This window comes from Desulfovibrio subterraneus (assembly GCF_013340285.1).
GTDB classification, from domain to species: Bacteria; Desulfobacterota; Desulfovibrionia; order Desulfovibrionales; family Desulfovibrionaceae; genus Halodesulfovibrio; species Halodesulfovibrio subterraneus.
In genome coordinates this window covers 357,592-379,510 of the sequence record NZ_BLVO01000016.1, presented here as the reverse complement: position 1 = coordinate 379,510, position 21,919 = coordinate 357,592, and the positions used below count along the sequence as shown (strand labels likewise).

At 55.9% G+C, this 21,919-nt stretch carries 19 protein-coding genes and 1 tRNA gene; 11 read left to right on the top strand and 9 right to left on the bottom strand.

Annotated elements, in window-relative coordinates; genetic code table 11:
• The 5 genes from HUV30_RS16085 (at nucleotide 1) to HUV30_RS16065 (ending at nucleotide 9,945) form a co-directional block, all read left to right on the top strand.
• Complete coding sequence (locus tag HUV30_RS16085) at nucleotides 1-774, top strand: TIGR02186 family protein (protein ID WP_174406519.1); 774 nt, start codon at nucleotides 1-3, stop codon at nucleotides 772-774.
• A 59-nt stretch (nucleotides 775-833) separates the two neighbouring features.
• Entirely contained in the window at nucleotides 834-3,401 is a 2,568-nt protein-coding gene (locus tag HUV30_RS16080; protein ID WP_174406518.1) for a PEP/pyruvate-binding domain-containing protein, read from the top strand.
• A gap of 1 nt (nucleotide 3,402) precedes the next feature.
• Nucleotides 3,403-3,810 carry a response regulator gene (locus HUV30_RS16075; RefSeq protein WP_174406517.1) on the top strand — a complete coding sequence of 136 codons (408 nt, stop codon included), beginning with the start codon at nucleotides 3,403-3,405 and terminating at the stop codon, nucleotides 3,808-3,810.
• Between the two features lie 196 nt (nucleotides 3,811-4,006).
• Nucleotides 4,007-7,108, top strand: a complete 3,102-nt coding sequence (locus HUV30_RS16070; RefSeq protein ID WP_174406516.1) for a PEP-utilizing enzyme — start codon at nucleotides 4,007-4,009, stop codon at nucleotides 7,106-7,108.
• Nucleotides 7,105-9,945, top strand: a complete 2,841-nt coding sequence (locus HUV30_RS16065) for a PEP/pyruvate-binding domain-containing protein (RefSeq protein ID WP_174406515.1) — start codon at nucleotides 7,105-7,107, stop codon at nucleotides 9,943-9,945. Before HUV30_RS16070 ends, HUV30_RS16065 begins: the two co-directional genes overlap by 4 nt.
• A gap of 31 nt (nucleotides 9,946-9,976) precedes the next feature.
• Here the strand turns inward: HUV30_RS16065 and HUV30_RS16060 are convergent, their stop codons facing one another.
• Together HUV30_RS16060 and HUV30_RS16055 are read right to left on the bottom strand one after the other, a co-directional pair.
• A complete protein-coding gene (locus HUV30_RS16060) occupies nucleotides 9,977-10,684 on the bottom strand; it encodes a metallophosphoesterase (RefSeq protein ID WP_174406514.1) in 708 nt (235 codons plus the stop codon).
• Between the two features lie 184 nt (nucleotides 10,685-10,868).
• Nucleotides 10,869-11,105 (bottom strand): helix-turn-helix domain-containing protein, encoded by a 237-nt coding sequence (locus HUV30_RS16055; RefSeq protein WP_174406513.1) that lies wholly within the window; start codon nucleotides 11,103-11,105, stop codon nucleotides 10,869-10,871.
• Between the two features lie 104 nt (nucleotides 11,106-11,209).
• On the opposite strand from HUV30_RS16055, the gene HUV30_RS16050 reads away from it, so the two are divergent.
• Together HUV30_RS16050 and HUV30_RS16045 are read left to right on the top strand one after the other, a co-directional pair.
• Nucleotides 11,210-11,494, top strand: a complete 285-nt coding sequence (locus tag HUV30_RS16050; protein WP_174406512.1) for a hypothetical protein — start codon at nucleotides 11,210-11,212, stop codon at nucleotides 11,492-11,494.
• Nucleotides 11,494-12,087 (top strand): hypothetical protein, encoded by a 594-nt coding sequence (locus HUV30_RS16045; RefSeq protein WP_174406511.1) that lies wholly within the window; start codon nucleotides 11,494-11,496, stop codon nucleotides 12,085-12,087. Before HUV30_RS16050 ends, HUV30_RS16045 begins: the two co-directional genes overlap by 1 nt.
• A gap of 352 nt (nucleotides 12,088-12,439) precedes the next feature.
• Here HUV30_RS16045 and HUV30_RS16040 read toward each other — a convergent pair whose 3' ends face one another.
• From HUV30_RS16040 to HUV30_RS16025, 4 genes are all read right to left on the bottom strand, one after another.
• The gene (locus tag HUV30_RS16040; protein WP_174406510.1) at nucleotides 12,440-13,480 is read right to left on the bottom strand and encodes a tyrosine-type recombinase/integrase; all 1,041 of its coding nucleotides are present in this window, start codon (nucleotides 13,478-13,480) and stop codon (nucleotides 12,440-12,442) included.
• Nucleotides 13,481-13,630: 150 nt separating this feature from the next.
• Nucleotides 13,631-14,677 (bottom strand): tyrosine-type recombinase/integrase, encoded by a 1,047-nt coding sequence (locus tag HUV30_RS16035; RefSeq protein ID WP_174406509.1) that lies wholly within the window; start codon nucleotides 14,675-14,677, stop codon nucleotides 13,631-13,633.
• Nucleotides 14,678-14,691: 14 nt separating this feature from the next.
• Nucleotides 14,692-15,561 (bottom strand): hypothetical protein, encoded by an 870-nt coding sequence (locus HUV30_RS16030; protein ID WP_174406508.1) that lies wholly within the window; start codon nucleotides 15,559-15,561, stop codon nucleotides 14,692-14,694.
• Nucleotides 15,562-15,570: 9 nt separating this feature from the next.
• Nucleotides 15,571-15,816: a hypothetical protein gene (locus HUV30_RS16025; protein WP_174406507.1), complete on the bottom strand. Its 246-nt coding sequence runs from the start codon at nucleotides 15,814-15,816 to the stop codon at nucleotides 15,571-15,573.
• Between the two features lie 414 nt (nucleotides 15,817-16,230).
• Between HUV30_RS16025 and HUV30_RS16020 the strand changes: the two genes are divergently transcribed.
• From HUV30_RS16020 to HUV30_RS16005, 4 genes are all read left to right on the top strand, one after another.
• Complete coding sequence (locus tag HUV30_RS16020; RefSeq protein ID WP_174406506.1) at nucleotides 16,231-16,722, top strand: hypothetical protein; 492 nt, start codon at nucleotides 16,231-16,233, stop codon at nucleotides 16,720-16,722.
• Nucleotides 16,723-17,178: 456 nt separating this feature from the next.
• Nucleotides 17,179-17,493, top strand: coding sequence for a DUF2958 domain-containing protein (locus HUV30_RS16015; protein WP_174406505.1), 315 nt, complete (start codon nucleotides 17,179-17,181; stop codon nucleotides 17,491-17,493).
• Between the two features lie 2 nt (nucleotides 17,494-17,495).
• The gene (locus tag HUV30_RS16010) at nucleotides 17,496-17,723 is read left to right on the top strand and encodes a hypothetical protein (protein ID WP_174406504.1); all 228 of its coding nucleotides are present in this window, start codon (nucleotides 17,496-17,498) and stop codon (nucleotides 17,721-17,723) included.
• A 124-nt stretch (nucleotides 17,724-17,847) separates the two neighbouring features.
• Complete coding sequence (locus tag HUV30_RS16005) at nucleotides 17,848-18,330, top strand: hypothetical protein (protein ID WP_174406503.1); 483 nt, start codon at nucleotides 17,848-17,850, stop codon at nucleotides 18,328-18,330.
• Between the two features lie 108 nt (nucleotides 18,331-18,438).
• Here HUV30_RS16005 and HUV30_RS16000 read toward each other — a convergent pair whose 3' ends face one another.
• The 3 genes from HUV30_RS16000 to gdhA form a co-directional block, all read right to left on the bottom strand.
• Entirely contained in the window at nucleotides 18,439-19,362 is a 924-nt protein-coding gene (locus HUV30_RS16000) for a DUF4365 domain-containing protein (protein ID WP_174406502.1), read from the bottom strand.
• A 503-nt stretch (nucleotides 19,363-19,865) separates the two neighbouring features.
• Nucleotides 19,866-19,941, bottom strand: a tRNA-Ala gene (locus HUV30_RS15995).
• 513 nt (nucleotides 19,942-20,454) lie between these two features.
• Nucleotides 20,455-21,801 carry an NADP-specific glutamate dehydrogenase gene (gene gdhA / locus HUV30_RS15990; RefSeq protein WP_174406501.1) on the bottom strand — a complete coding sequence of 449 codons (1,347 nt, stop codon included), beginning with the start codon at nucleotides 21,799-21,801 and terminating at the stop codon, nucleotides 20,455-20,457.
• Nucleotides 21,802-21,919 lie beyond the last annotated feature (118 nt).

Here is a 21,919-nt window from a genome sequence, read left to right as displayed (position 1 = left end):
ATGAAGACCACCACTTTCCGCCTTGCCGCAGCCGCCTTTATGCTGCTGCTTCTCACGGTTACCCTGCGCCCTGCACATGCTGCCGGAGATTCCACCATTGAGGTTACTCCGCAGGCTGTTGTCATGGGCGCCCAGTACAACGGGCAGAACCTTACCGTCACCGGCACCGTGCCGGAAGGCAGCGACGTGGTGCTTCGTTTTACCGGGGCTCCCGCCGACATGCATCTGCGTGAAAAGGGCAAGCTTTTCGGCCTGCTCTGGATGAACGTGGGTAAGGTTTCCGTAAAGAACGTGCCCAGAGTCTGCCTTGTGGATTCGAGCCGTCCCTTCGATCAGATTGGGGCAGCCGCAACGCCCTTCCGTCTGGAAGGACTGCGTGATGCCATAGAGATAGAAGAGGCAGCCAAGTCTCCCGATCTTGATATTGCGCATGAACTGGTTCTGCTCAAGCAACGCGATGGCCTGTACCATGAATCCGAAGGCGGGGTGCAGCTTGCTCCCGCAGCAGGCGGCGTGCAGCAATTCACTGCCACCCTGCACGTACCTTCCGCTCTCGCCACGGGTAAGTATGTTGTCGAGGCCATTGCCCTGCACGACGGCACTGTCGTGAACAAGGCATCCGTTCCGGTGGAAGCAAAGCTGACCGGCTTTCCCCTCTGGCTGAACAACCTGGCCTTTGACAACGGGCTGATGTACGGCATCATGGCCACCCTTGTTGCCATCTTCAGCGGCCTTGCCATCGGCATGGTCTTCCAGAGCAAGGGTGCCCACTAACAGGGATACTCCCGGGGAAACTCCCAGAGAGAACCTTTGGTAAGCCCCAGGTGAAACCAATGTTGCGCAAACTCAGAGACATACTCGCCTTCTGGCGACCCAGGCAACGGGTGCTGCCCTTCGGTGTGCTGTTCAAGAAATTCCAGAGCATTCTGGAGCGGAACAACCGCATTCTCGAACTCATGGCCGATATGGGCGACAAGCTGGGGGGCGAGTATGTCTTTGACCGTCAGTACATTCTGGATGCCGCAGAGCAGCAGGCCGACATGGTCTTCAAGCTCATTTCCGACCTCAGCATTCTCACGCAACGCAAGAATGTGGAACTGTTTCTGGCCTTTGAGCGCATCCGTCAGGCCATTCAGGAAGAGCTGACCGGCACGCACGTAACCACGGGCGGCAGCTACGTCATTCCCCTCAAGGATGTGGGGCACGACCTCAGCGAGCTTGCGGGCGGCAAGATGTCCAACATGGGCGACATCCGCAACCGGCTCGGCCTTTCCACTCCGGACGGGTTTGTCATAACCTCCCGGGCATTTTTCGACTTCATGCAGCAGAACGGGCTGCTCGCCATGGCGCGCGAAGGCATAAACGCATGGGACGGGCAGGACGATGCAGCCCTTGAATCCCTTGCTGCCACCATGCAGGAACGCATAATGAACGCGCCCCTGCCCCGCAATCTCACCACACAGGTACTTGCCGCGCTGGACGCACTGGCAAAGGCACACGGCACCCGCAACATCCGCGTGGCCCTGCGCAGCAGCGCATGGGGCGAAGACGGCGACGCCAGCTTTGCCGGACAATATGAAACCTGCCTCAATGTGCCGCGCGACGAAGTAATGGACGCCTACCGCAAGGTGGTTGCCAGCACCTATTCCTGCAAGGCATGGCGCTACCGGCTCTTCAAGGGATACAGGGAGCACGAGGTGGCCATGGCCGTGGGCTGCCAGATGATGGTGGAAAGCGCCGTGGGCGGCGTGCTGCATACCTATGCCCCGCACATTGCCGAAGGCGTGATGGTGGCCAATGCCGTCTGGGGACTGTGCTCCCCGGTTGTGGACGGCAACGCCCCAACGGATACCATAGTGCTGGACAGAGCCGCCCCTTACACGCTGCGCTCCCTTTCCGTAGGTGACAAACGCAGGCAGCTTCGCCTTGCCAAAGGCGGCGGCACGGAATGGTGCGACACGCCCGAAGGCCTGCACGACGTGCCCAGCCTGACCGTTGAACAGCTGGAGCATCTAGCGCAGGCCGCCATGAGCATCGAGCGCTACTACAAACGTCCTCAGGACATCGAATGGGCCTACGACGGCAAGGGAACCCTGCAGATTCTGCAATCGCGCCCCCTGCGTTTCTGGGCGGCACCGCTCAGCACCGAACCGCAGCTTGAAGATGTCACCCGCAACGCAGAGGTGGTGTTCTCGGGCAAGGGGCTCGTTGCCCAGCGCGGCGTTGCCGTGGGCAAGGTTTTCGTGGTGGATCACAGTACGGACCTTGATACCTTTCCGCACGGGGCCGTGCTCGTTTCCCGCTACACATCGCCGCGCTATTCCCGCGTCATGCACAAGGCGCAGGGCATCATCACGGACGTAGGCTCCCCCACGGGCCACATGTCCACCATTGCCCGTGAATTCCGCGTGCCCACCGTGGTAAATACGGAAGTGGCGACAACCCTGCTGCAGACAGGGGATGAAATCACGCTGGATGCTACGGAAAACGTGGTCTACCGGGGCAGCATATGCGCTCTGGACCGTTTTACCCTGACTGAAGAAGAAGTATTTGAAGATTCCTACGAATACCGCCTGCTGCGCAGGGTGATAAAGCACACCAGCCCGCTCAATCTGCTGGACCCGCACGCGGACAACTTCAAGCCTTCTTCATGCCGCACCTATCACGACATTACCCGCTACATTCATGAAAAGGCGGTGGAACATCTTATCCTGATCAGCGAACGCCAGGGAGCGCAGTACCTTTCCGCCCCCAAGCGGCTGGTCACGGACTTTCCCCTCGGCCTCATGCTCATAGACGCGGGCGACGGTACCTCATGCGCACCGGAATCACGCACAGCCTCCACCTCGCAGATAGAATCCATCCCCCTGCAGGAATTTCTCAAGGGAACGGAGTGCTCCGAAGTGTGGTGCACGGACCCTGTCTCCGTAGACCTTGGCAGCTTCATGTCCAGCTTCACGCGCACCTTTTCCTCTTCCCTTGCCAGCCCGGAAGAGGTGGGACGCAACCTCGTGGTGGTGCTGAAGAACTACATGAACATAAACATGCGGCTCGGCTACCACTTCAACATCATCGACGCCTACATCTCTGACGTCATCAACGACAACTACATCTATTTCCGCTTTCTGGGCGGGGTAACCGAGTTCATCCGCCGCTCGCGCAGGGCACGATTCATCGCTACGGTGCTGGAACACTTTGATTTTCGTGTAGAGGTACACGGAGACCTTGTGGTAGGCAGATTGAAGAAGCTTTCGCGCGACCGCATGGCCGTACGCATGCGCATGCTCGGCGGCCTAGTGGGCTACACGCGGCAGCTTGATGCCCGCATGCACACCGACGAAGACATACGAACCCATGCACAGGCGTTCATCACCGCCATGAAGCACTTTCTAGGAGCCTGACATGACCACAGAAAATACCGGCAACGGCAGACGCTTCCGCATCCTCATCCTTGATGACGAGCCCATTGTCTGCAAGCGCCTCAAACCCGCCTTTCAGAAGCTGGGTTACGAGGTGGAAACCTTTACGGACAGCACCTCGGCCATTGCCCGCCTGAAGGAAGCCACCTTCGACATCATCATCACCGACCTGAAGATGGAAGGCGCAGACGGCATGCAGGTACTTTCCACAGCCAAATCCGTTGCACCGGAAACGCGGGTGATCATCATCACCGGTTTCGCCACGCTGGAAACAGCCAAGGAATCCTACCGCAAGGGGGCATTCGACTTCGTGGCCAAGCCGTTCAAACTGGGCGATATTCTGGACTGCGTGCGCAAGATCGAGCAGGAACAACGGGGCAACGCGCTGTAGCCCGGGAACAGCAGACAGGCTTACGCTGAGATAAGCCGACAGGCATAGACAGACTGGCATAGACAGACGCCAGATACCGACGGGCAGAGACAGACAGAGACAGGCGGGCAAAGACCGGCAGGCAGTGATCGACCGGCAACATTCAACGGCCAGCTTGCAAAGGGCGCAGGGCAGACCCCGGCGGCAGGAGCGGACCATGTGGTGGCAGCGCATCATCGAGCGCAGGCGGCGCAAACGGGATACGGCAGGGCCGGATATCGCCTTCTGGCGGCTGCAGTCTATGTTCAACAATTTCCGCCGCATTCTTGAGCTGAATAACGCCATCCTCGAATCCGTGGCCGACATGGACCGCGCGCTCGGCGGCGAATACATCTTCGACCGCACCTACCTTGAACAATCCGTCAGGCGCATCGCCTCACACGTGCATCACGTTGTTTACAGCCTCAATGCGCTCACGGGCAACGCCCATGTGCCGCTCTATGACCGGTATCAGGACATCCGCATCATTCTCGACGACATTCTGGCGGGCGACATGCGCGCCCTTGCCGGTGTGCCGGTTCTGCCGCTGGCCGAAGTGGGCTGGGAGCTTGAGCCCCTTGCAGGCATGGAGGCCGTCTGCATGGCGGAACTGCTCAACCATTCCGGCAATGCAGGCCTTTCCGTGGCACGTGGCTACGTGCTGACAACGGAAGGAACAGACCTGCTGCTGGGCACGCAGGCACAGAGCAGGCAAAACGTCGCCCCCCGCGCGGGGCAGGCTTTCGCATCGGGCATTCCGGATATGCCCTCAGCATCGTTCAACGGACTTGCGGGGCTGCGCTCCGTCAACGCTCCCGCCTCTCCCCTGCGGATGGCGACGGACGACACATCCGAAGCTTCCCGCAGCGCGGAGACCCGCAAGGCCCTGACCGCAGGCATTGCGGATCTGCTGCGCGATGAACCGCATCCCGGGCTGCGTGTTGTCGTTTCACTGGCAGGACTGCTTACCGATGCCCTTGCCGCCAATACCCGTGACAACCGGCCCGATGGAATATCCGAGAGGCATGCCGCAGGCGGCGTACTCGCTGTCGTCCGCATGGAACCGGATGAAAACGGCGGCCTGAAGGTCACGCAGGAACCGGATGAAAACGGCGGCCTGAAGGTCACGCAGGAACCGGCTCAAATACTGGCAGCGGATATCCCCAACCTGCCCCCTGTACCGCAATTGCGTGCGGCAACGCAGACACCCGAAGCCTGTGCGGGGCTGGTGGAGCACATTCTGCAGCACTGCCACCGGCACCTGACCGGACGGCAGGAAGCAGCGCCCGCCGCTTCCAGAATCACCACACTGCTTACCAGCCTCAAGCCCGCCGTGGTGCACGGCTCGGTCACAAGCCGCGTGGCCTGCCATTCGCTGCACAGCCTGCGCGCACCGGCCATGCCCGCCTATTGTCTGGAAGCACTGGGCATAGAGGCAGTGCTGACCGCTCCCGAACCAAACGGGCCACAGACCACGGCACAGGATATGGCAGGGGTCCCACCTGCTATCACTAAGGACCGCTACCTGCTGCAACGCACCTATCCCTATTCGCTGATGGAGTCCAAGATAGGCACACGGCCCGTGGGTTTCCGCTTTCCGGACGGCAAACGGGCCACATCGGTCATGGAAAACGGCAACGGGCGAGGATCATCGCTGCTGCGCCAGCACACCATGCGGGGACTGGCGGAAACCGCCATGACCATGGAGCGCATGCTCGGCCTGCCCGTGACGCTGCACTGGGAACTGGATGCCACCGGAGACTGCCGCATAGTCCGCGTGGCCCCCGTCCTGTCCAGAGAGCAGAGAATGGGCAGATCTGATATGAGCCTGCGTTCGGGCTATGCCGACGAATATGCGGACGGGTTGACAAACGAGTTGCCAGGCGGATTACCAGACGGATTATCTGACGCCCTTGCCGCAGAGCTGGAAACCGCCGAGGTGCTCAGCCGCAAAGGGCATATGGTGCAATCCGGCGTGGTGGCGGGCAAGGTGGTGCATGTGGCGGATACCATGCGGCCGCAGGATTTTCCCGCAGGCAGCATAGCGGTAACGCAGACGGCTTCACCGCGCCTTACGCCCATATTGCAGCGGGCATCGGCCATTGTCTGTGAAAACGGCACCATTGCCGGACACCTCGCTACTGTGGCGCGTGAGCTCAGGCTGCCCGCCATCTTCGGCGTGGATAATGTGTTCACCCGCCTGCCCGAAGGGGTGGAAGTGACCATGGATGCCGGAGAAACCACCATCTACAGGGGCGTTCTTCCGGCGCTGCTCCAGTTTTCCACCGCCGGAGCGGACCTGTATCCCACAGCACCGGAATATCACACCCTGCGCAGGCTGCTGCGCTTCATCGCGCCCCTGCATCTGGTCAATCCTGAAGCGCCGGAATTTTCTCCCGCAGGCTGCCGCACCTTCCATGACCTCATCCACTACTGCCATGAAAAGGCCGTGGATGAACTGGCGCATTTTCAGGAACGCAGACCCGGGCTCGGGGCCATACGCACCCGCCGCATGCATCTGGGCCGCCCCATGGACCTGCGCGTGCTGGACATTTCCGGCGGGCTTGTCGAGGATGTGGCAGATCACCCCACGCGCGACGATGTGATTTCCGATCCCTTTACGGCCTTTTTGGAAGGCCTCTTGCGCGACGAAGCATGGGATATCGGCCCCGTTTCGCTGGGACTGCGCGATGTAATCAACAGCATGCCGCTCAGCATGTCGCTGCTCAGTGCCAACGCCAACACCCTTGGTGAAAATCTTGCCATCGTATCACGCGACTATGTAAACCTGAGCCTGCGGCTCGGCTACCATTTCAGCGTTGTGGACGCCTATCTGGGACCGGACCGGAACCGCAACCATGTCTACTTCCGTTTTGCGGGCGGCCTTGCCGACCCTGAGCGCCGCAACCGGCGGGCAAAGTTCCTGCGCAATGTGCTGGAAGACATGGGCTTCAAGGTGGTGCTCAACGGCGACCTTGTCGTTGCAAGCCTCAAGCAGGAAGAGCCGGCCACCATGCGCGGCGCACTGCTGGTGCTGGGGGCGCTGACCGCGTATTCCCGCCAGCGTGACACGGCCCTGTACAGCGACGCGGACATGCACGCCCTGTATGACGACTTTGCGGCCAGATTTCTGCACCACTTCGGGCGCTTCACTAACGGCAAGGCCGATTCCGCAGGCAGCCGCCCTGCGGAAACATCCGGCAGCACGCTTCCGGATGCTACGCCGAGTGAATCCGGACCAAAACCGGACATGAAACCGACAAAGGGCGGTACGGCATGATCTCTCCCTTCAAGGCCGTTCAGGCATTCTTTGCCGCGCGCAAGCACCGGCACGAGGAACGCGCTCTCACCGCCCTGAAAGCGCGTTACCACGCCTTCCGCATCTTTCTGGAAAACAACGGGCAGGCGCTTGAGCTGATCGTAGCTGCCGACAATGCCCTGCACCACGGCGAGCAGGAAACCCTGCAACACACGACAGACCGCCTCATCTCCGTCACCGGCGAACTTGTGGACGGCCTGAACCTGCTTTCCGGCGAAGCCCACACCGGCCTGTACACCCTGCACGGCAAAATGGGCACGACCGTACGCGAACGCATGCAGGCCCTCATCACCCGCAAAGCCGTACCTCAATACTGCATCACCTTTGATGCGCTTGATCCCTCGCTGCATCCCCTTGCCGGTACCAAGGCCGCCAACCTTGCCCAGCTGCACCGTATGCGCCTTCCTGTTCCGGACGGATTTGTCTGCACAACACGGTGCTGCCGCGATTTTCTGGCATCCGGCGATATGGCGGCGAACATTCGCACACTGCTGCGAGAGGTGGAACGCGGCGAACTGGACGTTCCTTCCGCCGCAAGTCTGATCGGGGATGTTGTCAAAAAATCCCCCCTGCCGCACGCGCTGAAGCAGGCCATGCACACGGCCTTTGACGAGCTTGCGCAACTCTCGCACGCTGCCGCCCCCCATGCGGGCTTTGCCGTTTCAGTGCGCAGCAGCGGCGTTGCAGAGGACAGGCCCGACCATTCCTTTGCCGGACAGTTCACATCCGTGCTCAACGTCACCTCTGCCGATGCCCTGTGCGATGCCTACAAGGAAGTCATTGCCAGCGGGTTCAGCGCACGGGCCATTGCCTACCGCCTGAACGCCGGACTCTCTCCGGCCGATTTCGATCTGGCAGTGCTCTGCCAGCGCATGGTGGCGGCCAGATGTGCAGGCGTGCTGATGACCCGCAATCCTGCACAACCGGAAACCGGCAGGCTGCTCATCAGTGCGGCGCCGGGGCTGGGTACGTTGGCTGTGGGCGGCAGTGCTCCCGTAGACCTGTACCATCCGTGGCGCTCGGACAGCGAAGAGCCTGCGGCTATCTCCCTGCTCAGCGGCGAAGAACGGCAGACCGCCCTGCTCATGGACAAGGCCGAAATTGCACACAAGACCATACGCGAGGTCTCACTGCCGGACGGCGGCGTGGCCGTGGAATCCGTTCCGCCGGAAGAGGCCGATGCTCCGCTGCTGACCCCTGCCACCTTGCAGCGGCTGGTCATGTTCGGCGAGATGATCGAGAACATTGAAGGGACGGCGCAGGATGTGGAATGGGCTGTCTCGCACGACGGCGAAGTGCATATCCTGCAGGCACGGCCGCTGCGCCTTACCTCACGGTCTGGCATATTACTTCCCGCTCCTGTTGTCGGCCCGCCTCTGGCTACCGGCATCTGTGCATCGGCAGGCAAGACGGCGGGCAGAGTCCGCATTGCACGCAATGCCGCAGAATTGCAGATGCTGGAGGCAGAAACGAACGGCTACCCCCGCATTCTGGTGCTGCCGCAGGCTCTGGTGGATGCAGCAAGGCACCTGCAACGCTATGCCGGTGTCATCATTGATTCCGGCAACCCCACAGACCATCTTTCCTGCATTGCCCGTGAATATGGCATTCCTCTCGTCACGGCCGTGCGCAACGGCTGCACAGTATTACAGCCGGACCAGTGGATTGTACTGGATGCCGACAACGGACTTGTTCATGCCGCGCCGGAACATCTGTGGATGGAATTTTCCCGTTCCGGCCAAACCACTCCCCAACCAGACACACCGGAAGCAGGTCCCCCGGAGTCGGCGGGTACACCCACCCGCAGCGGCTCGACCGATATGCCCGGAGAACGCCATGCCCTGTGGGAAATGCTTGTTCCCCTGAACCTGACGGAAGCATACGGGGGCACCTTTTCATGGCAGGAATGCCGCTCCATGCACGACCTTGTACGCTACACCCACGAAATGGCCGTGCTGGCCATGTTCGATGCAGGTGATACCGTCATGGAAGAGGCAGGCGGGCTGCTCAGGCCGCTGGACCTCGGCATTCCCTTCCACTTCCTCGTCATTGATCTTGGCGGTGCCACGCGACGGCAAAAACAGGCAGGGGGCGCATCGCTCCTGCGCCGCGCCATCCGCAATCCCCTGCAAAGAGACGATGTGCTTTCCGCACCTTTGGCGGCCCTGTGCGAAGGGCTGCTTACTCCCGGCCTGAGCTGGCATGCCGACCCCGACCCCGAAGCCATTTCCGGCATCATGTCACGCACCATGCTGGATGCACGCAGTGCCCGCCCCGCAGGTTCGTTCAATTACGCACTGGCGGCGCGCGATTACCTGAACCTGAACGCCCGCGTGGAGTTCCATTTTGCCATGCTGGATGCCGTGTGCGGCGGTGATGCGCAGGCCAACTACATCCGCTTCCGCTTCAAGGGGGGCGGAGCAGGGCCGGAGCGCGGGCACAGGCGGGCCATGTTCCTCCGCCACGTTCTGGAAGGAAACGGCTTCGTCACCACCGTTGTGGGCGACCTCATCACGGCATCCCTTACCGGCGCATCACGCGACGTGGTGCGGGAACGGATGATCATGCTCGGCAGGCTGCTCGGCTACAGCCGCTTCCTCGACGGCACCATGAAGAATGACGATACGCCCCTGCTGCTTGCAGAACATTTTCTGCAAGGGCATTACGATTCCCGGCTGGCTCTTGAGAATGATACAGACAGCGAACCCGATGACACTGTTGGCAAAACTGCTGGCAACGATGCCGACAACAGTGCTGCCAACGGTGCGGACAGTGGCACAGAGAACGGTGTGGCCTAACGGCTGGTGGCACGCAGGCCAAAGGGTAAACTCAGGCGTGGTAAAAACGCATGGCAGGCAGTTCCAGTGCAGTCAGCATGTTGCCGTGCACGGAACCGGTGTCGATGCAGATGCGGTCCGGCAAAACCAGCGGCATCTCGAAGGGAGCATGGGCAAACACCACAAGCGGGGCGGCATCTGCGGAACCGGCGACTTCATGTTCCTTCACAAGCCTGCGGCTGGAAAGCACCTTGTCCACCAATACCGCCTCATGCGGGTCCGGCTGCCCGGATTCGGCAAGCAGTGCCGCCAGCTCGGCCTCTTCAGTATCTGCATGCACAAAAAGATATGGCGGGCAGGAATGTGACAGCGACAGGGAATGCAGAAAATCCCTGTGCGCCTGCGGCATGAACGCAAGCCCCTGCAAATCCCGCACAGAAGCCCCGTAACTGGCAAGGGTGGCTTCAATCCCCATCCCCCGCAGGGTACGCAGCATCTCCACATCTGCATACGCGGCGTATTCCAGCAGCAGGTGCTCGTGGTTCCCCTTCAGAAAGACGGTGTGGGCATACTGCTCGCGTACCTTCACAAGAACATCAAGCACCCCGCACGTATCCGGTCCCCTGTTGATGTAGTCGCCCATGAACACAAGCAGATCAGCCTGCGGCCGCACAGGCAAACGCCCCAGCAGACGCTCCAGGGCCTCCCGGTTGCCATGAATGTCACCAATGGCGAATATGTGCTGATCTGCGTTAAGCATGCCTGCCCTGTACCACCAAGAGGGGAGCGAAATCCATGCATAATATGCAGGAAAATAAAGGCTCCCCGGGAATCTCGATTTCCGAAAAGCCTTATCATTCGGATTCTGAAGGTGGAGCTTACGAAGCCAAAGGGGCGAAATGAGACAAATCTCTCAATCCAGAAATCACAACTAGCTGCCTATGCTATAGACATAAACCAGCCACCCGCAACACCTCAATCCCATCCGCGCCGATAACCCGACAGATGTGGAAGAACTCCACGATGTCCAATCGGCGCTCCCGGTTTTCGATCTTCGAAACGTAGGACTGAGGCTTGCCGAGTTTCTCGGCGAGTTGCACCTGCGTCACTTCCGCAGCTTTCCGCGCATCGACCAAGGCGGAAATGACCGCTTCATACTCTCGCGAATATATTGATTTCATTGATCGACCTCCACATGCCGTACAGGTCAGCCTATGTTGCGATTGAAATTATCCCAAAATAGGATATCGTCGTAATCACAATTTATTAATCAACGGAGGAAATCATGAGTACGGAAAACAAGAAGAAAGGGTTCAACTGGCTGGCCTTCATTTTCAGCTACGCATACTACGCCGGATACGGACGGATTCCCAAGGCCCTCGCTCTGGCAGTGGCGGCATGCATCCCCGTAGTCTTTATCGGGGTTCCGCTTTATGCCGGTTTCAAGGCCAACGCCGATCTGCCAATTGGCGAACAGGCATTCAGTTGGCCCAAAGCCATTCTGTTCGCCGTCATCGGCGCCTCGCTATTCTCCGGCGCAATGTCGCTGATACAATTCATGAAGGGGTAATGGAAACAATGATGAGAAAGAAAACGCTCCTCGCACTTCTCTTAGCAATGTTCGTTCTGGCGGGATGTACGGACGGCAATATTTCGCTTGTGCAGGACGGCACCATGAACGGCTACGAATCTACCACCATCGGCAAGGCCTTTGAAGCTTCTTTTGACAGCCCGAAGTGGGAAGCCTTCGAGACGGCTAAGGGGCAACGGGTCGTCGAGTTTTCCGGCAAGATATCAAAAACGCTACATGACAACTGGGTCGCGCTCTATATGGGTGAATATGATGCACTCATCCAGCAAGGCAACGCCCTGGCTGCCCAAGTCAACTACGTCAATGTAGGCAGATCAATTGTAGGCAATGAAAAGTTTGATCAGTTCATTAAGACGTACTCCGATCAAGGCTATGACAATCCGGAGCGTGCCGCGCTACAGGATGCGATTGGAGGCTGGTACGTTTGGCAGGCAGGTAGTCCGGTTAAGTTTCAATGGGTAATCAATGCCGATGGAAAGACATTCCAGTTGAGCCACTGGGAAAGCCCTGCATGGAAGCTTCCTGCTGGCACTATGAATTTGAAAATGATCCTTGATCACATTTACCGCTAGACCTTCATCACAGACGAGAAAAGCCCCTCCCGGTCATACCGCGGAGGGGCTCTTGTGTCTCATCAACCTATTTTAACTTACGTTTCATCAATTCTGCCGAAAAACACCCTAGGAGCCCGTTTGCCTCTTCCGCCAGCCACAGGGGCACATTCCCGCAGAAACAGGTCACAGGCTCGACCACAGAGGCTCTCAAAGGGCGGAAGCCTCCTTGCCTCCTTGCCTCCTTTGGGAAGAAGACCAGTTCCACCTCTTCTCCGTCTACTTCGGCCACCGCGAGCACCACGTAGTTGTCCGGCCCTTTGGTTCTATGCCGGGTTGCCCGAAGAATTGTCACGCGTTTCACTCAATCCCCCTACAGGCTAGGCAACTGGTCAATGGCCTGCCGCTTCGCCCCCTCACGCACATGATGGTAGCGGGTGATCGTGAAAAACGGGTTGGCGTGACCAGCGATGTCTGCCACGGCTCCGGGATCAACGCCGCGCGTCAATAATTCCGTGATGGCCAGATGCCGGATGTCATACGGTGTGGTGTGGTATGGAATGTTCGCCCTTTTCACAGCGAGATTCCACCCAACCCGAATACAGCCGATAGGCTTGCCACGGTACTCCACAATATGCCGGGAACGGGCTTTGCTTTCTCGCTCCGCCAGCTTCACCATGAAGGCATCCGTGCAGGGCACGAACTTCTCCCGGTTGGTCTTCGGCATGAACACCCACACACCCTTTTTCGACCAATCCACTCGGTCCCACGTAATGGCGGTAAGCTCCGACCGCCCGACACGCACCACGAGGTTGAACGCCACCTCAATGGCCCATGACAGATGGTCGGGGGAGTGCTGCTGGATCTTCCGCAAGTCCACCAGCGTCAGCAGCGACTTCTTTGGCAGCTCCTTGCGCTTCTGCCAGTGCTCCAAGGGGTTGTTCTCGATGATCTGGAGTTTGATGCCGAACCGGAACATGGCCTTCAGGTAGGACAGGTAGCGGTTGATAGTGACCGATGACACCCTGCGCTTGCCGTAGTGATCCATAATCCGCACCATGTCGCTGTACTCCAGCTTGTTCACCGGGGTGTCGTTGAGTAGCGGAATAATGTGGTTGTCCAACACGCTGATCCAGTCCCGAAGCCACTTGGTATTCTTGCCCGAAGTCCGGTGATGCCCGACATAAGCTTCCGCCAACTCCCGCATGGAAATGCCCTTGGGGTTGCCAGAGGTTGGGAGTTGCTTGCCCAACTGACGCAAGGCTTTCAGCTCGTTGTCGAACTCGATAGCGGCCTTCTGAGCCGCGCTGCCGTCCTCGCCCTTGCCGAACCACTTGGAACGCTGCTGTCCGGTCTTCGGGTCAAGCCACTTCACATACCATTTTCGGGATTTGCTTGTTTGATGAATACTCATAATCACTTGTCCTTTTGCCCAATGGTAGCATGGGACAGCCCAAGATCAAGTGATTACAGACACATACGCAACCCGAGCACAGGCCATTGAAAAACCAGCTTTTTAGATGCAAAAAAGCCCCCTGCCGAGATATTCAGCAGGGGGCTACTTTCATACTATCAACCTAGGAAGGCGTTGAACCGCTTGTCGCACATGGGCCGTGTCGGCATGGCAGTAGGTATCAAGTGTCGTGGTTGTGTTCCGATGCCCTGCCAGTCGAGCCGCTGCCGCTACAGGGACTTTCCCATCCATTAACAGCCCGGAGATTGTTATATGCCGCAGATCATAGGGCCGAGGACTGTAACCCAACCCCGCCTTGACGACAGAAGTAGCCCAAGCGGTTTTGAACGACTTGATGGGTTTGCCCCGATACTCGATGAGGTATTCCGTCTGTGCCACCGAATGCCGCTGCCGCAGCATCTGCATAAACTCATCGGAACATGGGACGGTCTTGTAAGCAGACACCTTCGGCATATAGTACCGAATTTCATGCCGCTCCCAATGCACATCGCTCCACCTCACGGCAAAGAGCTCTGAGGGGCCAATACGGGCAACCAACTGCATCCCTACTATCATCGCCCAACGGACATGGTCGGGGCTGACATTGTACACTTTTCGGGCATCTTCCACTGAGAACTGGATGTCACGCTTGCTTTCAGGCAGCTTATCCCAGAACCTAACCGGATTCTTGGTTATCAGCTCTTTCTTGAGGCCATGACGATAGATTTGATCCAAGTAGGTGCGGTAGCGGTTTACGGTTGCCGCGCTGTTGCCGCGATCCCGTAGGGACTGGACGACTTGTCGCACTTCTCTGTGTGTAGCAAGGTCTGGCGGAATGCTCCCAAGGGTAGGCAAGATCACATCATTCAGGATGTTGACGAAATAGCGGTGATACTCGCGGAACCTTCCGTATGCCTTCAACTCGTCGTAATAATCCTGTGCAATGTCAGCAAGGTAGAAGGTTGCAGGCGCGTTGCAATTAGCCTTGGTCAGGAGGCCTTGCTTGCTAAGTTCCCGCATCTGATCATCAAAAACCACTGCTTCTTTGTGTGCAGGGCTTCCTTCCTCGCCCTTTCCGAAGCATTTCGTCTTGTATCCCTCGCCCCTGACATAATACTTCACATACCAAGTTCCGTTCTTATAACGATATATGGGCATGATAACCTCTTGTTCTATCTATATCTTTTCTTTTTCAATTTGACAGGGTCCAAGCCATGCTTTTCAAGGACCCGGTTGATCAATTTCAGATCATCCTTTTGCAAGCCGTGCCGAACTCCGCCATTCTCAGTAAGGGCACGTAAGTGCTTGCGCTCACTATCTCTCAAGCTGCGCCCTGCGGCTTCATTTTTGTAGTTATTTTTCAGCATGATACGAACCTCTCTGCTCACACGGGCCGGAAGGAACAGCTTAATGGGCTCGTAGACTAAAGGGCCGTTAAACGCCCCCCATGTATGCCTGCTGTTTCTTTCCGGCGCAGCATGAAGGGGATAGTTGAATTTTACTTTTCCCTGTGAATACAAGTACGATAGGGCACGGCTATGTGAGTATCTCTTCATTTTATATATCCTTTTTCCATAGCATCCTGTGATCTTGCCCCATGTGGCGCGAGCAAACTCTTCAAAGACCGCTTCCTTCCCCTTAGGAAGGTTCAAAGCAATGTGCATGTGTAGCGTGCGGCTTCTGCCTAGCTCAGCTCTCCATACTCCTCTGGCCTTAGGGAAGCGTTCTCGTAACTCTGCAAGAAATTCCTTTCTCTCATCCCCGAATATCTTCCAGCTCGCCTGAGGGAAGACATACCCCTCGCAATGCATTTCGGGGCGCACTGCGCTGTCGTAGATAAGTGCTATTGAGGCGTTAACCGAGCCCACAAGCTTCGCGCAAAGACACCAAAATGTACGGCAGGAGTTGCGACAACGCTTGCAAGCCCCCCTAACGCTTGTGTCCCGCTTCCTCTCCGTTCCCAGCTGTTCGTGTATGCGTCCATGCCCCTCGCCAAAGGAGACGCCACTACCCCAAAGCGTCATGGTTGTTTCTTTGGACATAGCAGCCACCTAGACCACAACCTTGCGGGGTTTGGGATGAGCAATCAGGTGATAGTCTGCGGCAGGGGTGTTATTACGCTGCATCAACTGCTCAAGGTCGTGCCGCGCATAGTATTTGCGGTTGGTAAATCCATAGGTCGGAAGGTCGATTCCATTCCTTTTCATTGCCCGGCGAAATGCGTCACCGGATTTGAAACCGCAAAAATTCGCTGCTGTTTCTAAGTCAAAATACGGACCAAAACTAAGCGTGCTCATCGAAACCTCCGAGCGAAAAAAAAAGAAAACTAGGCCCAACTTTTCTGAGGAGAAAAGAGGGAAACCTTTGCCTAGTGTTCTCAAACGATTTTCGATCTGAAGTTCTGGATGACGAGGTGAGTGACTTTTTGGGAAATGGCAAAATGGCGCTTTTAGGGTTGATTTATGCCGTTTTTTAGCTGAAAGATATCATGATTTAGTTAATTGAATTACTAAGTTAAAGGTTGTTATAGGTATCTACTAATAAAATTTACTAACCATACCCCTCCATGTGAATCATATGGAAAGACCAATTTTATCCTAATTATTGACTAAGAATTATCCTAAGTTTATATAGTCATTATAGCTTAGATTAAAATAAGTTTTTACAAAGCCAATTCACGGTGTATGAATGGCAAATTATGGGAGGGTAGCATGCCAAATTCTAAGAAAAACACTAAGGGTAGAACTAAGGGCGTGGAAAAGTCTGAGAAGGCCCCCAAGGCAAGGTCGTGGAGCATTACGGCTGATGCCATTGCTGTGCTTGAGGCTTACAAGGGGGTTCAGGCGGGGAATGCAAAGAATGTGGCCTCGTTTGTGTCAGAGGCCATCATTGCATATGGGGCGACAGTTCTGGGGGATCATATGCCCGAATTGGAGGGGGTGACTGAATGCAGATTGCCAAATCAGCTTGGGAAAATTAAGAAAGAGCTAGCTGAGCTCCGTGGGCGACTCATTGAGCTAGAACTTCCAGAAGAAAAGAAGAAACAAGCCATTGCCTTGCTCAAAAAGCACAAAATTCAGTCAGCGAAACAGATGAGGACGGCATGGGATAACCATGCGATTAAAAAGACTTTTCAAAAATATCTTCACAGCATTAAGGACTGGAAAATTTTCATAGAAAAGCACAAGGACGATCTATCATAATCTCAGCTTACTATCACACCCCACGTCGACCTTTCGCCACTGACAGCGTGAATCGCTAGGCTAAACGGAGAAAACGTACCTGACGTCCTGCCAGACCTCTCAGGATATGCAGTACATTGTCTATGCAGCCAAAAGCATTGGCATACGGCAGTATTATGACCAATCATGTATAGGATGTTCACTTAAGGTCGAGAGCCCGCCACCACGATTGCCGCCGCCATGGGCCAAGCACTTTCATGCGGCAAATCGCACCATAGGCCACCCTCCTATCCCAACACCTGCTTTCCCATCACAAAACCCACTGAAATCACGACGAAAACGACCACTTTTACCGTTGATCTGCCTACCTCCTATGCTAAAATGGATATGCGGAATTCCGCGTTACCCATTGCTTGCCCATCGGCCTGTGCCGTTGGGCTTTTCGCTTTTCAGAGCCAACGCATAGGAGACACCAATATGTGGAACGAGCCGACCAAGGAACAATTAGACCGTATCCCCCGCCTGTACGAGACTGAGGACCGCTCCCCGGAAGCGAAATCCATTTACCTGCACTTTTTCATCGGGTGCAGCGACTGGTACGTGGCAGAATTTGATGGAGAAGATACTTTTTTCGGGTTCGCCATCCTCAACTGTGACTACCAGAACGCAGAGTGGGGCTATTTCTCGTTCTCGGAACTCAAAGACATTTCCATAGCCGGTATCGAAGTGGATAACGATCTGCACTGGTATCCACGCCCATTTGTCCTCGTAGACATCATGCTGGAGGGGTAGCCATGCACGAACGCGCAGTAGCCCAACTCCTCATTGATCTATTCTCGCCGGAATACGATGCCGAAGAACGATGCGCCATGCTGGAAAACACCTTCCCCGTCATCGTGGAGCGCCCGAATGAGACTGAGGTCTTCAGAAACACGGCAAGCCTCATCTTCCGCTTCGACGATGGCAGCGTGTTTCATGTCTTCATCTGCAAGACAGGGGAGGGCGACAGTGGCAATCCCTAAGAAACGCAGGGTAAAACCACTCCAGCAAGGGGCCTTGGATGGCTTCTGCGGCATCTACAGCCTCTTCAACGCAGTTCGTATAGTGGAACCCCGGCTCTCGGTCGGGGTTTGCCACAGCCTATTCGTGTCCTGCCTGCTCGCACTGGAAGATAGACGCGACGTGGCAGCCATAAACATGCTGGGCCTTGGCGTCCGAGACTTGATGTATCTCAGCAGGGCCATTTTCCGCCCCGCTTTCGGTGTAGTCCATGCCAGACCATTCGTTGGCGCGAAACCGAGCAACCTAGGGCAACTGTGGGGCACATTTGAAGAGATTCTGTCCGACCCGGCACCCGTAGCCATCATAACGGCGGTAGAAGCCGAGGGCTGGGCGCACTGGACAGTGGTGGAGGCGATAGACGCAGACACCCTCTGGCTTGCCGACTCGGACAAGCTGAAGAACGTGCTGCGGAAGGAGGCGAGTATCGTGAAGGTGAGTGATCAGCGTCCGGTGATGATCCGTTGGAAGGATACGCTGGTCATACGCCGTGATCCAGGGGTGGCGGAAGAGATGGTGGAGATGGAAGATGGAGAGGGGTGGGAAGCCGAGCTAGAGCCTCTGGGGTAACCACCAATCTTATCCGGTCTTTTTCCAATTAGCTAAAAGAGCTCATACATCAATAATTAGCGAAGAAAAGTCCCCAACCCGCGATACGTTGCCGATATTTCGTCTAATTTAAGCATAGATAGCCTCCATTTCTGAAGGCAATTCACGCAACAGTATGACCTGATGGTAAATTTTGTGCAAGACAGACATCTGTTCCCATATCAATTTCACAGCAGCCTTCTCACCCATCTCTTCAAGAACAAAATTAAACGAATGAGTACCTTCATCCATAACTCCAGTTTTCATGTATTTATCTGCACACAGTATTTGCCTGTGCAGTACAGATATACCACCCCATCTATGCTCAAAATTCCAAATATCATTATTTAGCAACTCAACAATAAATCTTTTTATTTTTTCATTCTCCGAATCTGAAAACTCATCTTGTATACAACCATCTGTCATGTATAATATTTCTGCATACTGAAACTCAATGGCAGAGAATAATGCGTACAACTTTACCCTCGCTGAGTAAAACCTAAGCCTTATCTCCGACTCATCAGCAGTAAGTCTATTTTCTATTGGAATATATATCGTCTTACTACTTTGTGTTTCACGCAAGTCAGGCGCACAAGCTACAATATAATCATTTAGACAAATATAATAAACTGACATATCTTCAAAACAAACAAGAATAAGCATCAAAGGCTGTGCTGAACTCATTTTTGCAGCAGTCAACAAAGTTTTTGTATCTATCTTAAACTTTATGACATCTATACCTTTCCGACCCAGTCCTTCAAACGTTACTCTACTGAAATCACACTTTTCTACAGACTTAACCTGTATGAACAAATGTTCACCAGCGGTTACCCAAACGCCTTCTGCTACCGCATCAAAAACCTCTACGGCTTGGTCAATTCCATAGTCAGGATAATCATAATTCCGAACCACCCACCCCTCAGGGAGAATCGACTTAAAAACATCCTTTGAATCAGACTCCATCTTGTGAGTAAGGATGCGCCTATGAGCCGTAACCACCTTCTCTTCTGACATATCGCCCCTCATTTCCGTCAATAATAGCCCACTATGTGGTAGTCATTTATTAGGCAACCTCTGCAAGCCATTACAAAGCTCCCGCATCAAAACCCCTTGAACGCACTGATCGCCACAACGAACTCATACAACAGACAATTGCTTCAACTCAATAGGCGATGGCGATACCCCGATCACCCTCAGAAGCAACAAAAGCCTATCCGGTCAAATCTGAGCACAACAACGCCTTTACGCGCAAGAGGGGGGGGTGGGCCACCAATGGGCAGACTTGAGGCAAGCCTGAAGCCGTCTGAGCTGAGGCAGTCCTTCAAAATTGGCTTTCGGGTCAAGGCACGTTTCAGCCACTGAATGTTCAACCTTCAGCGGTGGTGTATCGTCAGTCCCTATATATCCCAAATGCCTACCGCGAAAACACGACTCGTCAACAATCGCTGACATTCAGTGGACATTCAGCAGCACGAAAAAAGGGTCTATGTCTTTTCGACATAAACCCTTGAAAAATTTGGTGGAGCTGAACGGGATTGAACCGATGACCTCTTGAATGCCATTCAAGCGCTCTCCCAACTGAGCTACAGCCCCACGCTGTGGAAGAGGTAACTAGCGAAGAGCCCTTCCGATGTCAACAGGAAAAAATCAAATCGTGTATGTTTTTCTTTTTACCGGCAGGGGGCTGCCCGTCGTGCAGCACGGCGGGATATGGCGCATCATGACGAATACATCATAACCAAAGGCAAATGCTGCACATAATTGCAAGGCATTTCAATATAATGCGGTTCATGCCCCAAGGCATGCGCCTCCGCCTCCATCAACGAGAAATTGCGGGAGGTTGCGGAAAGCTTCGAAAGGGTGCGGGAGATTGCCCGAGGTCACCGGAAGTCACCGGAAGTTACCGGTAGCTGCTATCGAGGCCGTTTCCGTCTTCCCGTTACTGAGGACAACAGCTGCCATGCAGCATGACAAAGGCCCCGCCATATGGGGCAGGGCCTTTGGTTTGTACCTCTCAATTTGCATCGCATTTCGTCTCAGAACCGGTGCACAGGGGCGTTTCCGTCCAGAGTACCGGCAGAGCCATAAAGACTGCTGACCGACGAGCTAGACGATGCCCTGATCGAGCATGGAGTCCGCCACCTTCACGAATCCGGCAATGTTCGCGCCGTTCACGTAGTTGAGCGGGGTGCCGTACTGCTCTGCAGTATCAAGGCACATCTTGTGGATGGTGCGCATGATGATCTGCAGGCGCTGGTCCACTTCTTCGCGGGTCCAGGCCATACGCATGGAGTTCTGGGTCATTTCCAGACCGGAAACCGATACGCCGCCTGCGTTGGCCGCCTTGCCGGGGCCGTAGAGCAGGTGGGAATCGAGGAAGATATCCACGCCATCAGGGGTGGTGGGCATGTTCGCCCCTTCGGAAACCACATGCACGCCGTTTTTCACGAGGTTTGCGGCATCCTTGCCGTTTATCTCATTCTGGGTCGCGCAGGGGAAGGCGCAGTCCGCCTTGTGATCCCACAGGGGGTTGTAATCGCGTGCAGGGTCCACAGGGGTGTATACGGCTTCGGGATACTTCTCTGCGTATTCCTTTACGCGGCCGAAGCGCACATTCTTCAGTTGCATGATGAATTCGAGCTTATCGCGGTCCACGCCTCTTTCGTCGTAGATGTAGCCGGAGGAATCGGAGAAGGTCATAGGCTTGCTGCCAAGCTCAATGAGCTTTTCCATGGTGAACTGGGCCACGTTGCCGGAGCCGGAAACAAGGCTGGTGGTTCCTTCCAGCGTTTTGCCCGTCACGTTGAGCATTTCAGCCGAAAAATAGACCGCACCGTAGCCCGTGGCTTCCGGCCGGATGAGGCTGCCGCCCCAGTTGAGGCGCTTGCCGGTAAGCACACCAGTAAATTCGTTGCGCAGCTTCTTGTACATGCCGAACATGTAGCCGATCTCGCGCGCGCCGACGCCTATGTCACCGGCAGGAACGTCGGTATTCGGCCCGATGTGGCGGGAGAGTTCTATCATGAAGCTCTGGCAGAACCGCTGAATTTCCATGGGGGTCTTACCCTTGGGATCAAAGTCCGAGCCGCCCTTGCCGCCGCCCATGGGCAGGGTGGTAAGCGCGTTCTTGAAAACCTGCTCGAACGCAAGGAACTTCAGAATCCCGAGGTTCACCGAGGGGTGGAAGCGCAGCCCGCCCTTGTAAGGGCCGATGGCGCTGTTCATTTCCACACGGTAGCCACGGTTCACGTGCACCTTGCCCTGATCGTCCACCCACGGCACGCGGAACATGATGACCCGCTCGGGCTCCACAATGCGCTCCACAATGTTTGCGCTGCGGTATTCAGGATTACGGTCAAGCACGGGCTTGATGGATTCCACCACCTCGCTCACTGCCTGATGAAATTCCCGTTCCTGCGGGTCCCTTGCCTTGATGATCTCAAGAATCTCCATACAATATAGCTCCTTAAAAAATACACAGACAGATTTCGGCAACCAGCCCGTACTGTGTGGTCAGGAAATATGCAGAACCACACTGCCCCATTTTTGAAAGAGATGGAATAGGCATTGA

Bases quoted from the DNA above. Each gene is read 5' to 3' on its own strand.
- HUV30_RS16085 (WP_174406519.1), top strand. From the start codon at position 1: ATGAAGACCACCACTTTCCGCCTTGCCGCAGCCGCCTTTATGCTGCTG.
- HUV30_RS16080 (WP_174406518.1), top strand. From the start codon at position 834: ATGTTGCGCAAACTCAGAGACATACTCGCCTTCTGGCGACCCAGGCAA.
- HUV30_RS16075 (WP_174406517.1), top strand. From the start codon at position 3,403: ATGACCACAGAAAATACCGGCAACGGCAGACGCTTCCGCATCCTCATC.
- HUV30_RS16070 (WP_174406516.1), top strand. From the start codon at position 4,007: ATGTGGTGGCAGCGCATCATCGAGCGCAGGCGGCGCAAACGGGATACG.
- HUV30_RS16065 (WP_174406515.1), top strand. From the start codon at position 7,105: ATGATCTCTCCCTTCAAGGCCGTTCAGGCATTCTTTGCCGCGCGCAAG.
- HUV30_RS16060 (WP_174406514.1), bottom strand. From the start codon at position 10,684: ATGCTTAACGCAGATCAGCACATATTCGCCATTGGTGACATTCATGGC.
- HUV30_RS16055 (WP_174406513.1), bottom strand. From the start codon at position 11,105: ATGAAATCAATATATTCGCGAGAGTATGAAGCGGTCATTTCCGCCTTG.
- HUV30_RS16050 (WP_174406512.1), top strand. From the start codon at position 11,210: ATGAGTACGGAAAACAAGAAGAAAGGGTTCAACTGGCTGGCCTTCATT.
- HUV30_RS16045 (WP_174406511.1), top strand. From the start codon at position 11,494: ATGGAAACAATGATGAGAAAGAAAACGCTCCTCGCACTTCTCTTAGCA.
- HUV30_RS16040 (WP_174406510.1), bottom strand. From the start codon at position 13,480: ATGAGTATTCATCAAACAAGCAAATCCCGAAAATGGTATGTGAAGTGG.
- HUV30_RS16035 (WP_174406509.1), bottom strand. From the start codon at position 14,677: ATGCCCATATATCGTTATAAGAACGGAACTTGGTATGTGAAGTATTAT.
- HUV30_RS16030 (WP_174406508.1), bottom strand. From the start codon at position 15,561: ATGTCCAAAGAAACAACCATGACGCTTTGGGGTAGTGGCGTCTCCTTT.
- HUV30_RS16025 (WP_174406507.1), bottom strand. From the start codon at position 15,816: ATGAGCACGCTTAGTTTTGGTCCGTATTTTGACTTAGAAACAGCAGCG.
- HUV30_RS16020 (WP_174406506.1), top strand. From the start codon at position 16,231: ATGCCAAATTCTAAGAAAAACACTAAGGGTAGAACTAAGGGCGTGGAA.
- HUV30_RS16015 (WP_174406505.1), top strand. From the start codon at position 17,179: ATGTGGAACGAGCCGACCAAGGAACAATTAGACCGTATCCCCCGCCTG.
- HUV30_RS16010 (WP_174406504.1), top strand. From the start codon at position 17,496: ATGCACGAACGCGCAGTAGCCCAACTCCTCATTGATCTATTCTCGCCG.
- HUV30_RS16000 (WP_174406502.1), bottom strand. From the start codon at position 19,362: ATGTCAGAAGAGAAGGTGGTTACGGCTCATAGGCGCATCCTTACTCAC.
- gdhA (WP_174406501.1), bottom strand. From the start codon at position 21,801: ATGGAGATTCTTGAGATCATCAAGGCAAGGGACCCGCAGGAACGGGAA.